The following is a 12,641-nucleotide window of genomic DNA, read 5'->3' on the forward strand; positions in this document are numbered from 1 at the left end:
AGTCATTCTGAGGCGAGATGGCAGACGAAAGGATTCCGGTGTCGAAGGAAATGTGGGTACGCCTTTGAAATGGCTGTGACCATTGTGCTCTATATTGCCAGTTTATTCGGCCACCCTCGCGATCCCCTTCTACCGGTTGCGTGACCGGTTCGGGAGGTGAGGCGAAAGCCACGTGCGGATGGCCCTGAAAGCCCGCATGCCAAACAGGATCAGCAACCCGGCAGCCACTGCGATGACGACGATTTCATCGTGCTCGTAGTCGAGGAAGTGCCCTGCCGACGCGACAGCGATCAGGGCGAGGGTCTGGATCACGACAACACGAAAGTCCTTTCGCCGCGCTTCCCGCCTTGCAGCCGCTTCGGCGTGTGCGCGGCGCGTCTCGATGCTTGGAAAGCGCGCCAGATAGGCGATCACGGCCGGCGAATTGACGCCAAACGACCGGTTCAGGGACTGCGTGTCACTGCTCCAGTCGAAGGCCTGATCGCATTCATCCAGAAAGTCCCGTGTGACGACAGGGCTAAAGATCGGCAAGCCGCTGTCATCCGTGCGGATCAGGGCCGCGAGATGGCCGGCAATCACATATTGCAGCCGTTCGCCCATGGCGAAGGAGAGAGTGTCCATCTGCTGCAAGAGCGCGTGCAGAAGCTCCTGCCGTGCCTTGTCATTCGGCGCATTGATCGCCTGCTGAAGCTTTGCCTCGTGCTCGAGATCGGCCGGCGGTTGGGCGATCTCCTGTTCCGCTACCGCTTCAGTTTCCCGCGTGTTTGCCGTGCCCGCAGGATCATTTGCGAGACTGGCATCCGCGTCCTCTGCAGCTTCGCGCTCCTGCAGCGCAACCAGCCGGAGCGCCATCTCATATATTTCACGCAGGTGCTGGAAGTCGTCCCTGTCCGCAACAGCATCCAGCGTCTTCAGCTTCCTGGCATAGGCGCGTTTGATCTCGGCCTTGCTGGCCGTTGGGGTCAGGATGCCAAGCTCGAGCAGTGCGTACGGTATGTCCTGGGGCATGTTGCCGTTGTCTCGTCCTGCATGGCAGCATCCCGCCGGTGGCGGAGCGTCAGGTCACCGGTTGAACAGGCCGATCTGGCGCAACAGCTTGCCGATCGACGCCATCGCCCATCCGGCCAGTTTGTGTAAGCCTGCGAAAAAGATGAAAAGGAAGATCATGCCGAAGCCGATTGCGCCGATGCCTCTGAAGATATTGGCAATCTCGGGATAGTCGCCAAGGGCGCGTGTTAGAAGGAAGCAGGAAAACGTCGTCAGGACGCAGATGCCGATGATCCTCGTCTGCGCATTCATGTCGACCGTGCTTGCCATCGGCGATGACGGATCCACCGGCTCCCGTTGCAAGCCGATGAAATAGGCGTCACGCACCTGCGGATAGTCCTGTGTGGCGCGTTCAAGCGCCTTGATGTCCGATTGCCACTGGAACATCTGGCCGAGACGCGTCAGCAGGACCGGCAGGATATGCGGCTCAAACCGCGGCAAGCCGCTGCCATCCTGCACGATGCAGGAGGCAAGGTAGCGGACGATCACCTGTTCAAGCGCCATGTGGTCCCGGATCGACAGGCGGTCGGCATGTTCCAGCAGCACCAGCAGCAGATCAAGCTGACGCATGGGGGCCGTTTCGCGGGCAAACTGGTCCAGCACGTCGTTGCAGGCATCGCGCGCCGCAGCTTCCTCCGGCGACAGGCCTGGCCACTCCTCTGGCTCCGTCGTCTCGGCATCGGACGCCGGCTCGGCAGCGGCCTCGGCCTCTGGATCAAGCGGCCGCGGGTCCTCGCCGGAGGGGGGCGCTGTTGCCTCGCTGGCTTCCGCCCGGTCATGCACCGGTTCGGCTGCCGTCCCGGCCTTCGACAGGGCATGCGCCATTTCATAGGCCGCCCGCAGGTGCTGGAAACCGTCCGGATCGGCCGCCTGATCGATCGCCTTGAGCTTGCGCGCATAAGCCCGCTTGATCTCGGTCGGGGAGGGGGCCTCGCCGTCGAGGCCCAAGGTCTCCAGGTACCAGGGCAGACGTGCCTCAGAAGACATAGCTGGCCTCGAACTGGTTCATGCAGGCCTCGGCTTCCTTACGGAAGGCCGCGAGATCGGACGGGTTCTGTTTCTCCAGCAGCATGTCGAACTCCGCCAGCATGTTGGAAAAAACGCTCCGGTCGTCCTGCCTGGCCATCGCAAAGCACTGCTCGATCCTTGCGCGCAGGGCAATGTTCGCTTCTTCGTCGCGCGGATGTATCTTCAGTTTTTCCAGTGACTTGCGCGCCTTCTCGATGTCCTCCTCGCTCATGTCGCCAGCCAGGTTGCGGATCGTGGTGCTGGTCCGCTTGCCATCCGTCAGCGTGATGACATCAACCTCGAGCAGGCCCGAGACATCGTAGGAGAAGCGGACGCTGACATGCTGCAGCGACCCGTCGCGGCTGCGCGGCAGGGGCACCTTGAGCGTGCCGAGGCGCACGTTGGCCGAAACGTCCGGCGATTCCCCCTGGAAGATGCCCAGCACCATTTCCGTCTGGTCGGGCCGGATGGCTTGCAGGTATTCCTCGCGCGAGACAGGCACCACCGTGTTGCGTTCGATGATCGGCAGGAAGTAGCCCATCAGCAGGCGGTTTCCCACCTCCTTGCTGGTCTCCACGCCCAGCGAATGCGCCGTCACGTCGGTCATGACGACGTCCTTCAGCGCCTGGTTCTTGCCGACAAGGCCCGCCTGCACGGCAGCGCCAAGCGCCACGGCATGGTCCGGGTCGATGTGTCCGTCGGGGAAGTGGCGCAGGTGCCGGGCGATCAGCGACCGCACCATCGGCATGCGCGTCGCCCCGCCGACGAGCACCACCTTCTGCAGGTCCTCCGGCCGCAGTTTGGCGTCGTAGAGCACGCGTTCGACAGGCCGGCGCAGCCGTGTGAGCAGCGGCGCGCACATGTCCTCGAATTCGGCCCGGGTCACTGTTGCCTCAAGCGTCAGCCCGTCCCGGCGGATCTCGATCGATGCGCTGTCGCGCTGGGTCAGCGCCATTTTCATGTCTTCGGCGGCCTTGCGGATGGCCGCCTCGTCCTCGCTGCTGAGGCGCTTATAAGAGGCAAGGCCGGTCAGGTGCTTCACCAGTGTCCGGGTGAAGTCCTCGCCGCCGAGATAGGCGTCGCCGGCCGTGGCCTTCACTTCCATCACGCCTTCGAACACCTCAAGGATCGAGACGTCAAACGTGCCGCCGCCCAGATCGAAGACGAGGAAGCAGCTTTCCTGCGACAGGTCCTGCAAGCCATAGGCGAGCGCTGCCGCGGTCGGCTCGTTGATCAGGCGGACCGGCTTCAGCCCGGCCATCTTGGCGGCCTGGGCGACGGACTTGCGCTGCGCCTCGCTGAAATAGGCCGGCACGGAGATGACCACATCCACAACCGGCTCCCCAAGCGCGGTCTCGGCATCCTCCTTGAGCGCACGCAGCACCGCGGCCGAAAGTTCCACCGACGTCATCGTCTTGCCGTCCAGCCGGTAGGCCTTTTCCGTGCCCATGGTGCGCTTGAAGGCGGCAACCGTCTGGTCCGGCCGGGTCAGCAGGCGCGATTTCGCGGTCTCGCCGGTGTGGACATGGCCCTTGTCGACATGGACCACAGACGGCGTCAGCACGCCGCCCAACCGGTTCGAAATCAGTTCGGGCCCGTTCTCGGTAAACTGTGCGATCAGGGAATTGGTCGTGCCAAGATCAATGCCAATATGCGCCAAGGTCAGCTCCAGCCCTCTACTGCGTCCATCCCGCCCGGTCCGGGCCATCGTGAGTTGCAGAAGACAGGCAGGCCGTTGCCATTGCAAGGCATTCTCTCCTCGCCACAATTGACGATCTCAATTTCCGATAGGCCTGTCGTTTGGCGGCAACAGCGGGGGGAGGGGGGGGCAGAAGTGAAATGGGCAAGGCGCCAGCATGCGCATCTGAGCGCGGACGCTCTGTCGTCTGCGCCAATCGACCGTTTTGATCTCTTTTCGTTGCCATAGAAGCTTGAGCTGCCCCCGAGAAATGCGACTATACCGGACGCCACGACCGTAAATCTGCTGGTCTCCAAGCAAGAGGAGAACAAAACACGTCGAGACGCAGGAACCGCTATTCGGCGTTCAAGGCGCGTGTGGCGCTGGAAACCCTTAAGGGGGAGCATTCGATGTCAGAACTGGTCGCGGAATATGGCAACCGACCCTCGTGCTTAACTGCGACAGCCTTGAAAACGATCAGTAAATGCAGACGGTAGCTCGCATTTTGCCCCTCGCTGTGGATGGGCTATTGGCTCTGTAAATCACCCCGGCCTTCCATCGAGCTTGGTGCTTCCGCGATGAGAGAGTTCAAGAATGAAAGTTTTTATCAGCTCTATGACAGGGGCGATCAGCTTCTCATAGAGAATATGAAGTTTGAGCAATGCACGTTCACGCGATGCGCGATTTCATTGACCGCGGAGTTCGGGCGAATGTCGACAGTGCGAAACGTGGAGCTTTCTGACTGCGCGTTTTTGGACTGCCAAACCGGTCCGACAGTTCTTTCAAATGTTTCCATCAGCAATCTTAGGACGAGCGATCTATTCATCGTCTGGTGTCCCTATTTAGATCGGGTGAAGCTCTCGGGAAACATCGGAAAGATGAAGATCAACGCCGAAGCTGATACTTCAACATACGGACCGAACAATTATGCCCGGCAAAAGCCATTTGATGATTATCGCGATCACTTTTATGCTGGTTTCGACTGGGCATTGGATATCAGCGAAGCCCGGTTCAAGGAGTTCGACATTCGGGGAGTGCCGGCGCGCTTAATCCGGCGCGATCCAGAATCTCAGGTGCTGATCACTCGTGAGCGCGCCCTTCAAGTGGTTAAGCCTGGATGGGAGGGGCAGCTCGATCCGACGAACAAGTTGTGGCCGTTCATGATCAACCTCTTCCTGGCGGATGGTGATGCGGACACGGTCCTTGTCGCCCCGCTTGCGGCTGCCAAGACCAAGCGCGACCTTCTGCTGCGGGGGCTTCAGGAATTGCGGCGCATTGGTTTGGCTGAGCCTGATTGAGCGCCTAATCTCCTCCTTCGCAGATTGGGCCTATGTTTAGGTTCGGAACGTTGAAGTGAGGAGCAACCGACGCGCACTACGCAGAGCCCAGCTGGTTTGATGCTGTTGAAGTAGCACGGATAGGTGGTGACCTGCCGTCAACAAGCGATACGAGATGCACGACCAATTGTTGACTAGGTCGTGAACCCATAAGCATTGGATGTCGGGCGCGGATGTGCGATGCTACATTCATGGAAGATCATGATGAGCCCAGCTTAGCGGGCATGACAGTAAATGAGCGACTATTTCATGTGGGCATTCTCGATCAGTGGGATGCTGCGGCCAAGCGGCGAGATCGGCAGCAGATGATTGCGCTGTTGGAGCAAGTGGAAGTTGCTGATCCACATTTCACGGTCGATACAGTGCTTGCCAACCCCCAGGCGTACGGCTTTTGAACCGATCCCTCTCCATCAGGGAGTGCCTTTGATTCAGCGTCGGCCTGAGCCGATTTGACCTTACTTGACTTCGAGTGGCGCTTGATCGAGCCAATGTCCCGTCTAAGACTAACCGGCGGACGAAGCCGTACTTAAGCACATGGCTTCATCCCCGCAGCACTTCTGGCCATGATCGGGGTGGGCCAACGCTTCTCGGGTCAAGGGTTTGGCGGCGACCTGCTGGTGGACGCGCTCCGACGCATCGGCCTTGCCGCCGATCACATCGGCATCGCTGTCGTGATCCTTGATGTACTGGACGACGGCAACGCTGATCTTGTCACCCGGCGGAGCAAGCTCTACGCCGGCTACGGCTTCCAGCCCTTGCCGTCAAATCCGCTGCGCATGTTCCTGCCAGTGGGGACCGCGCGGATGTTGTTTGAAGATAAATAGCTTTTCATCGATTGATTTTATTATTATAAATTTTCTACGAAATGTTTTCTTAATATTCAGGATCGCCCGTAGCTTTGTTTACATCTACGACAAGTAGCCCCTTCATCTTGCCGCTCTTGCTGACCCTTTTGTAGGCCTTAAGTGCTACTTCCCCCTCACCACTCATGCGATCGCGTGCATTTGAAACAAGGCTATTTGTTATTAGTGATATACTTCTAAGATCACGAGCTACATTTCCAAGCTCGAATGGTACGGGTCGACCTTCGGCGCGTAAGTATATACGCCCTTTGTAGGTGTTAATATTGTAGCTTGATACGCGTCCCACGAATGTTTCCGGCCTATCTTCTTCGCGAGTAAATGATAAATATTCATATGTATTAATATCCAATTCCTGCTGGACTTTTGAAGTCCACGAGCCAACTTGCGAAAATATTGAAGCGCTAATCGCTGTTTCTGAGTGTGCAATCGGTCGATGCATATCGCGAATAGCAAGCTCACATTTTTCGATAACGCTATCAAATCTGGCTTGAGGTAGTCTTTTTAATTCCGTCTCGCGCATTTTTTTCAGTTCGTCGTATTGCTGCCCCAGAGTTTTGTCGAAGTCGACATGGAATCCGAGTGTTTCTGACACAACGTAGTCGTAGGCAGAGGCAATCAAATTACCGATAGGAGAGTCCTTTGGCGCGGTGCCAACCGTATATAGTCCAACGATCACCGCAGCAGTAATCTTCCAACTTCCATCTTCAGGTGGAAGGGCTAGAATTCTCGCTCCCTTCAGCGCGGGTGCCTGCGTGATAACCTTGTCGTTGAGAACCAGATGGGTGGTTAGCGCCAGGGACCGTTGAAAGCCAATTAGAGCTTGTGCAACGTCATAGAAGTCGATGACATGATCGTCGGAAGCGCCTCCTGAGTAACTCAGAGTGAAGATTGCAGCCGACATAAGAAATCCCTCAAATAAAGCGATGAATACAATATCGCTTTTGAACCCAGAGCAAACCATACCCTGACACGCGGAAGTTGCCAGCATATTTTGAGCGTCATAAAACGGCTCTGACACTCGCGACCATCGAAGCGCTGACGCTGCCGCTCGGAAGCGGCACGGGGGGCATGATCAATTGCTTCAGAGTCGGTATCTGTGCGTCTCAGCTCCGAGCTGAAAAATGCCCCACATTTCCAAATGTATCGACCGGAAAACGAAGCAGACTAAGTACACGGAGGTTGTGCTCTTGCTCGAAATCAACGTTGCAAATGGCGCGACGGTACAAACCCCGCTCTCAAGCCCATGCCTGTTGCAGCCGGGGGCGAAAATTAAGGGCTCCAAACGTTGCTCGTTAGCTAGCGTCCGGATGTTGTTTGACGGGTGGTTTTGCAGTTAACCGGGAACAAGTGGGAACGACCGGGAAAGAACGGTAAGCGATTGTAAAAGAACAAGAAGTCCCGCTAGCTCCGGATGGAATTACTCGCGAGAATTTGACGCCCTGATTTGCAGCATATCAGGGATCCGGTCAGCATTTGAACCGTAGCGCATGGGCTGAGGTCGAGGCTTTGAAAGCTCTTCAAACAGTGTTCAAAACCGCAGAATTCCGCCTTTAAACGGTATTTCTGCTTGTGCTGCTGGCACGCCTTTGACGGCAAGTCGGGCAAATTTGAGTTTCCCAAACTTGGGAAAAAGCCATAAGCTATTGAAATTAATATTCAAACAGCCCCGCAGTCGATCGATTAAGTTTCCCCCGCTGGCGATGGAAAAGCCCATCAGAAATAGCAGCACAGCGGATGCGACCGCCGTACTCTGCTCAGCATGCAATTGCACTCTTTATGCGCGAGGTCAGGTTGAAATCTCGCTATGCGCGCGCCTGGAAACGTTCCGTTTACCAACGCTTTGGCAATTATACTGATGATTGCACTGCTTATCACCATCAACCCGCGTGTTTGCCAGATCCGGGCTCAGCGGCGGCCGCAGCCAAGGACTTGCGAAGGCGCGCCTCCAACCATGGCAGTAGTGCTGTCAGTTCGGCGATGTCGCGCGGATCTTCTGCACGGGCGATGAGCGCGTTGTATGCGCCAGCCTGTTCGTCCAGCAGCGCATCAGGGGGCAGCTTGATCCCCACATCCTTGTAGACCTTCAAGACCAGCCGACCGACCGCCCGGAATACGTCAGGGTCAATAGCTGGCGACGGCGCAGCCGCCGAGTGCCTTGGCGGATCAGCGAATAACGCGCCTTCCCCAGTGAGCACCCAAGCGATGTTTACGCCATATTGCTGCTGATACGAGGCAAGAGCTGACGCTGTCGGCTCGCTCTCGCCGCGCTCATAAGATGCAAGCGTAGTTTTGCTGACACCAACGGTCGCAGCGAACGACCCGCGCTCCGGGTCGCCTAAGGCATGCCGTATCTCCCTAAGCCTTTTCGCAAGCTCGGTTTTGGGCGGGACTTCTGGTCTAGCCACGCGATCACTCATTAAAACGAAATTCCGCTTTACTAAAACGGTTTTTCGTTTTAATCCTTTTCTGTCGGCGCGAATTAGTGCGCCGGGAAATCACACAACAAAGACAAGAAAACGGCCTGTTGCAGCAAGCCGTTTTCCAGCGAGGTATTCCATGTCGAAGCCCAGGACTTGGGATCGCCATGCCATCAAGGCGGAATTACACCGCCGGGGGATGACCATGGCTGCCCTGGCAAAGCTTGCGGGTTCAACGCCCGCCATCTTTGGCCATGTCTGGACCCGTCCAGTCCGCAAAGCCGAGCAGGCCATTGCAGACTTTCTTAAGGTGCCGGTCGCGGACCTGTTTCCGGACCGCTATCCGATCCGCAGTTCCCGGATCCTGTCCCGTGCCAATGAGCAACTGCTTAACGGCAACGACACAAAGGCTCAAGCCGCACGCGATGCAGCCTGAGGGGTATGGAGCGGCCGGGTGGTTCTAGCCCTTAGCGTCCGTCAAGCGGCAGGGGAAGGCTGTCAGGCCTTCACTCCCCCGGCTGCCCTACCGACCGCGCCATGCCTTTACTTTCCTCCAGCAAGGCGTTCCAGACAATGACGAAACCATCGGTCGAATTCGACAGGTCTATGCCTGCCGGCCTGTCGGATGACGAAGCCCTGAATGACATCCAGGCAGCTTGCTTTGTCGCTGCGAAAGACCTGTTCCCCTGGCTTTCCCTACGCGACGTTATCGCGCCGCCGCATGAATGGTTCGACGCGGCACTTGCGCGGCAAATCGCGCTTCACCTGATGGTGAAAACGTTCTTCGTCCCGAAGCGCCGTGTTGTCGAGATGCAGGGGCGCTCGCGGGAAGCCATCAATCGAGCACTGCGAACAATCGACGAGCGTCTGGACGAGCCGCGCTTTTTCGAATGCTACCAGGACCTGACAGATCGTGCCCGTAGCCTAGTCCTCGAAACTCGCATCAGGAGGGCTGCCTGATGGCCGAGATCAAAACGATCGCGATTGACGACATCCATGTCGGAGAGCGGCTTAGGGAAATCGACGAGGATCATGCTGCGGTGATCGCTGGATCGATCCGCGAGATCGGACTGCAGTCGCCCGTACAGGTTCGTTCGACGCCGGCACAGAAGGGCGGCAAATACACACTCGTAGCCGGGGGGCACCGTCTAAGGGCCAGCCAGATCGCCGGTTTGACCGAAATTGACGCCTTTGTGGTCAAGGCGGATAGCCGCCAGGCACAGCTTCTCGAGATCGCAGAGAACCTGTTCCGGAACGACCTCTCCGTGCTCGACCGGGCGATCTTCGTGCAGCGCTATCGTGAGCTTTGGCAAGAAGAGCATGGCCAGATCAAGCGTGGCGGCGATCAGAAATCAAAGGGCCACGGTGGCCCTTTGATCGAGGGCGGCTTCTCTGAACACGTGGCCGACCGGCTTGGAGTTTCCGAACGAAGTGCCAAACGTCTCGACCAGATAGCTCGCCGCTTGCATCCGGAACTGCGTTCCGCCCTGCGCCATTCCCCCGTCGCGGATCAGACAACAGTTCTTCTGAAGCTGGCCAAGATGGAACCGGCGCTCCAGCGGCGTGCAGCGATCGGATGGCGTGAGACGCAGGACATCAAGGCCGTATTCAGCCTGCTGAGTGAACGGCCAGTGACACCCGTATCGGCGGATGAACAGGCGTTTTATCGGCTCGCGGATCTCTGGTCGCGGTCGAATGCGAGTGTCCAAGCACGCTTTCTCGCCAACTTCGGTCTTGTTGCGACGGGCGCTGCCGACCCGCAAACCGCGCTCAGGGAGGCACAGGCATGAGCCGCAATCCTCACCAGCTGGACCTCTTTGGCGACAGTTCCGCCTTCCCTGTCCGCGTCTTCGTCGACAGCATTGACGCGGACAAGTTTCGTGCGCGGCTGAAGCGCGCGATGGCACGGGCAATCCGGGAGTGTCCTTTCGACCGCGCGGAAATCGCGGCCCGCATGAGCCGCTATCTCGCAACCTCTGTGACAAAGGGCGTGCTCGATGCCTACACGGCCGAGAGCAAGACCGGCCATGACATCACGTTGCTGCGGTTCAAGGCCTTTGTGAAGGCAAGCGGGGCAACCTGGCTTTGGGACGAACTCGTCAGCGATGACGGGCTAACCATGATGGACGGCGACGAAACCCTGCTTGCCGAGATTGCCTATTGGCAGGAAGAGCAGCGCCGTTGCGCCTCTCGCCTTAGTGAGCTGCGGGCTAAGCCCCTGAACCTCCGGAGGCGCAAATGACCAAGGAGTGGTTCACAGCGGCAGAATTGGTCTCGTCTGGACTGCCCGACATTCCGCGAAGCAAATCAGCGCTGCATCGCATGATCCTCGCAGAGCGTTGGCAGAGCGACCTGCAGCGGGCCCGGCGTGCGAGCCAGTCCGGCGGCGGCTGGGAGTATCATATTAGCTTACTGCCGCAGCTCGCGCAGACCCGGCTGATGATGCTGTTTGACGCCCCGGCAAACGATGCCCGCGATCCTGCGCGTGATGCTCTCTGGCAACGCTATGATGCGCTGCCAGCCAGGCACAAGGCGATCGCGGCAGACCGGCTCCGCGCGGTCAGTGACTGCATGGCGATGGTCGTCGCGGGCTCAACAACTCAGGCCGCAGCAGCGTTGATTGCCCGCCGCGAGCAGGTCTCGGTGCGCACTGTCTACTACTGGCAGGAGCTGGCAACGCAGCATCCTCGCGAAGACTGGCTCGCGGCGCTCGCACCCTCATATCGTTCGGAGCGCGAGTGGGCGGATTGCCATCCGCAGATCTGGGACTGCATCAAAAGCGACTATCTGCGCCCCGAAAAGCCGTCGTTTTCGGCCTGCTATCGCCGCGTTGCTGCGGCAGCGGCCGAGCACGGCTGGACGCCGCTCCCGTCGGAGCGGGCGCTGCGGCGGCGATTGGATGCCGAGGTTTCCGAGGCCGCGCAGATCCTCGCGCGCTCTGGCCGGGACCGGGCAAAGGCTCTTTACCCGGCGCAACGGCGGACGCGGGACCACCTCCACGCGATGGAGGCGGTCAACATGGACGGCCATAAATTCGATGTGTTCGTCCGCATGCCGGACGGGACGATCACCCGCCTCTATCTGATCGCCCTGCAAGATCTCTACTCCGGCAAGTTCGTCGCCTGGCGCTTGTCCGACAGCGAAAACAAAGAGACGACGCGGCTGGTGATCGGCGACATGGTCGAGCGGTTCGGGATCCCCGAACGCATCACGCTCGACAACGGCCGGGCATTTGCGAGCAAGTGGATCACCGGTGGGGCACCGAACCGCTACCGGTTCAAGGTGCGTGACGAGGATCCCCAGGGCCTGCTGACCGCGCTCGGTGTCGAGCTCCAGTTCACCAAGCCGTATTCCGGGCAGTCGAAACCGATCGAGCGCGCATTCCGCGATCTCACCGACGACGTCGCACGACACCCGGTCTGCGCCGGTGCCTACACCGGCAATCGGCCGGATGCTAAACCGGAAAATTACGCCAGCCACGCTGTGCCGCTCGATGTGTTCCGGGCGCATGTGGACGCGATGATTGCCGAGCACAATGCGCGGCCGGGACGCAAGGCCTGTGCCGGCCGGTCCTTCGACGAGACGTTTCAGGCGTCGATGGAGGCTCCCGGGACGATCGTGCGCCAGCCAACAGCAGCACAACGGTCGCTGTGGTTGCTCGCCTCCGAGGGCCTCCGCGCCCGAAAAGGGAACGGCGAGATCCACATTTACGGCAACCGTTACTGGTCGCGGGAGCTTACGGCGTTTGCCGGCCGCAAGGTCATTGTCCGGTTCGATCCGGACCATCTCACCAAGCCGCTCCGGGTCTACGACCTCGACAATTCGCTGATCTGCGAGGCCGCATGCGTCGAGGACACCGGGTTTCACGATGCCGAGGCCGCGCGGGTGCACGAGCGCAAACGGTCGGCATACCAGAAAGCCTTGCGCCTTGAGCGCGACACCCACGCGGCGCTCACGGCCGAGCAGCTGGCTCAGGTCTACGCGAAGGGCAAGCCGGCAGCCCCGGCCGAGACAACGCCGGTCCGCCCGGCTGTCCGGCGCGTGTTTACAGGCAACGCGGCCCGGAAGGTGGAGCCGCAGCAAGCAGACGAATTTGAAGACAAGTTCGCGCGGGCAATGAGCCTTGTCGGCGCGAACGTCCTGGAATTCCCGAACGGGAATGGGCCGCAAAGTACTGCGTACGGTTCCGAAAAAAGAAAGGGCGGGAACTGATCCCGCCCAAAGAAGTCACTCAAGGAACTTTATAGATGAATGAAACAGTCAGCACAAGCGGCAGCAATTGGGACCGCCC

General features: G+C 59.1%; 14 protein-coding genes. 8 read left to right on the forward strand and 6 right to left on the reverse strand.

Translation table 11 applies throughout. From position 1 onward, the window contains the following. Window positions 1-129: 129 nt before the first annotated feature. Genes OVA12_RS04035 through OVA12_RS04045 form a run of 3 tightly spaced genes read right to left on the reverse strand, consistent with a single transcriptional unit; the run spans window position 130 to window position 3,715 of the window. Window positions 130-1,008, reverse strand: coding sequence for a hypothetical protein (locus OVA12_RS04035; RefSeq protein ID WP_268134726.1), 879 nt, complete (start codon window positions 1,006-1,008; stop codon window positions 130-132). Between the two features lie 54 nt (window positions 1,009-1,062). Then, the gene (locus OVA12_RS04040) at window positions 1,063-2,034 is read right to left on the reverse strand and encodes a hypothetical protein (protein WP_268134728.1); all 972 of its coding nucleotides are present in this window, start codon (window positions 2,032-2,034) and stop codon (window positions 1,063-1,065) included. Next, the gene (locus tag OVA12_RS04045) at window positions 2,024-3,715 is read right to left on the reverse strand and encodes an Hsp70 family protein (RefSeq protein ID WP_268134730.1); all 1,692 of its coding nucleotides are present in this window, start codon (window positions 3,713-3,715) and stop codon (window positions 2,024-2,026) included. Before OVA12_RS04045 ends, OVA12_RS04040 begins: the two co-directional genes overlap by 11 nt. 596 nt (window positions 3,716-4,311) lie before the next feature. On the opposite strand from OVA12_RS04045, the gene OVA12_RS04050 reads away from it, so the two are divergent. From OVA12_RS04050 to OVA12_RS04060, 3 genes are all read left to right on the forward strand, one after another. Then, on the forward strand, window positions 4,312-5,031 hold the full coding sequence (locus tag OVA12_RS04050; protein ID WP_268134732.1) for a hypothetical protein: 720 nt from the start codon (window positions 4,312-4,314) through the stop codon (window positions 5,029-5,031). A 230-nt stretch (window positions 5,032-5,261) separates the two neighbouring features. Continuing rightward, the gene (locus tag OVA12_RS04055; protein WP_268134734.1) at window positions 5,262-5,465 is read left to right on the forward strand and encodes a hypothetical protein; all 204 of its coding nucleotides are present in this window, start codon (window positions 5,262-5,264) and stop codon (window positions 5,463-5,465) included. Between the two features lie 168 nt (window positions 5,466-5,633). Further along, on the forward strand, window positions 5,634-5,894 hold the full coding sequence (locus tag OVA12_RS04060) for a hypothetical protein (RefSeq protein ID WP_268134736.1): 261 nt from the start codon (window positions 5,634-5,636) through the stop codon (window positions 5,892-5,894). A 49-nt stretch (window positions 5,895-5,943) separates the two neighbouring features. On the opposite strand, the gene OVA12_RS04065 is transcribed toward OVA12_RS04060, so the two are convergent. The 3 genes from OVA12_RS04065 to OVA12_RS04075 form a co-directional block, all read right to left on the reverse strand. Beyond that, the gene (locus OVA12_RS04065; protein ID WP_268134738.1) at window positions 5,944-6,921 is read right to left on the reverse strand and encodes a DUF7946 domain-containing protein; all 978 of its coding nucleotides are present in this window, start codon (window positions 6,919-6,921) and stop codon (window positions 5,944-5,946) included. 540 nt (window positions 6,922-7,461) lie between these two features. After that, a complete protein-coding gene (locus OVA12_RS04070; protein WP_268134740.1) occupies window positions 7,462-7,698 on the reverse strand; it encodes a hypothetical protein in 237 nt (78 codons plus the stop codon). 112 nt (window positions 7,699-7,810) lie between these two features. Beyond that, window positions 7,811-8,350 (reverse strand): helix-turn-helix domain-containing protein, encoded by a 540-nt coding sequence (locus OVA12_RS04075; RefSeq protein WP_268134742.1) that lies wholly within the window; start codon window positions 8,348-8,350, stop codon window positions 7,811-7,813. A 205-nt stretch (window positions 8,351-8,555) separates the two neighbouring features. Here OVA12_RS04075 and OVA12_RS04080 point away from each other — a divergent pair, with 205 nt between their 5' ends. The 5 genes from OVA12_RS04080 to OVA12_RS04100 all read left to right on the forward strand — a co-directional run bounded on the left by OVA12_RS04080 (window position 8,556) and on the right by OVA12_RS04100 (window position 12,562). Then, window positions 8,556-8,786 (forward strand): helix-turn-helix domain-containing protein, encoded by a 231-nt coding sequence (locus OVA12_RS04080; protein ID WP_268134744.1) that lies wholly within the window; start codon window positions 8,556-8,558, stop codon window positions 8,784-8,786. 101 nt (window positions 8,787-8,887) lie between these two features. After that, window positions 8,888-9,310, forward strand: coding sequence for a hypothetical protein (locus tag OVA12_RS04085; RefSeq protein ID WP_268134745.1), 423 nt, complete (start codon window positions 8,888-8,890; stop codon window positions 9,308-9,310). Then, on the forward strand, window positions 9,310-10,140 hold the full coding sequence (locus OVA12_RS04090; protein WP_268134746.1) for a ParB/RepB/Spo0J family partition protein: 831 nt from the start codon (window positions 9,310-9,312) through the stop codon (window positions 10,138-10,140). The genes OVA12_RS04085 and OVA12_RS04090 overlap by 1 nt, the downstream gene beginning before the upstream one ends. Continuing rightward, window positions 10,137-10,592: a hypothetical protein gene (locus tag OVA12_RS04095; RefSeq protein WP_268134748.1), complete on the forward strand. Its 456-nt coding sequence runs from the start codon at window positions 10,137-10,139 to the stop codon at window positions 10,590-10,592. Before OVA12_RS04090 ends, OVA12_RS04095 begins: the two co-directional genes overlap by 4 nt. Next, complete coding sequence (locus OVA12_RS04100; protein ID WP_268134750.1) at window positions 10,589-12,562, forward strand: transposase domain-containing protein; 1,974 nt, start codon at window positions 10,589-10,591, stop codon at window positions 12,560-12,562. The genes OVA12_RS04095 and OVA12_RS04100 overlap by 4 nt, the downstream gene beginning before the upstream one ends. Window positions 12,563-12,641 lie beyond the last annotated feature (79 nt).

It is taken from the genome of Pannonibacter sp. SL95 (assembly GCF_026672425.1).
Lineage (GTDB): Bacteria > Pseudomonadota > Alphaproteobacteria > Rhizobiales > Stappiaceae > Pannonibacter.

Excerpts from the sequence above, each read along its gene's own strand:
- OVA12_RS04050 (WP_268134732.1), top strand. The coding sequence starts at position 4,312 with ATGAGAGAGTTCAAGAATGAAAGTTTTTATCAGCTCTATGACAGGGGC.
- OVA12_RS04085 (WP_268134745.1), top strand. The coding sequence starts at position 8,888 with ATGCCTTTACTTTCCTCCAGCAAGGCGTTCCAGACAATGACGAAACCA.
- OVA12_RS04080 (WP_268134744.1), top strand. The coding sequence starts at position 8,556 with ATGGCTGCCCTGGCAAAGCTTGCGGGTTCAACGCCCGCCATCTTTGGC.
- OVA12_RS04060 (WP_268134736.1), top strand. The coding sequence starts at position 5,634 with ATGATCGGGGTGGGCCAACGCTTCTCGGGTCAAGGGTTTGGCGGCGAC.
- OVA12_RS04040 (WP_268134728.1), bottom strand. The coding sequence starts at position 2,034 with ATGTCTTCTGAGGCACGTCTGCCCTGGTACCTGGAGACCTTGGGCCTC.
- OVA12_RS04065 (WP_268134738.1), bottom strand. The coding sequence starts at position 6,921 with ATGCTGGCAACTTCCGCGTGTCAGGGTATGGTTTGCTCTGGGTTCAAA.
- OVA12_RS04035 (WP_268134726.1), bottom strand. The coding sequence starts at position 1,008 with ATGCCCCAGGACATACCGTACGCACTGCTCGAGCTTGGCATCCTGACC.
- OVA12_RS04075 (WP_268134742.1), bottom strand. The coding sequence starts at position 8,350 with ATGAGTGATCGCGTGGCTAGACCAGAAGTCCCGCCCAAAACCGAGCTT.
- OVA12_RS04100 (WP_268134750.1), top strand. The coding sequence starts at position 10,589 with ATGACCAAGGAGTGGTTCACAGCGGCAGAATTGGTCTCGTCTGGACTG.
- OVA12_RS04090 (WP_268134746.1), top strand. The coding sequence starts at position 9,310 with ATGGCCGAGATCAAAACGATCGCGATTGACGACATCCATGTCGGAGAG.
- OVA12_RS04055 (WP_268134734.1), top strand. The coding sequence starts at position 5,262 with ATGGAAGATCATGATGAGCCCAGCTTAGCGGGCATGACAGTAAATGAG.
- OVA12_RS04095 (WP_268134748.1), top strand. The coding sequence starts at position 10,137 with ATGAGCCGCAATCCTCACCAGCTGGACCTCTTTGGCGACAGTTCCGCC.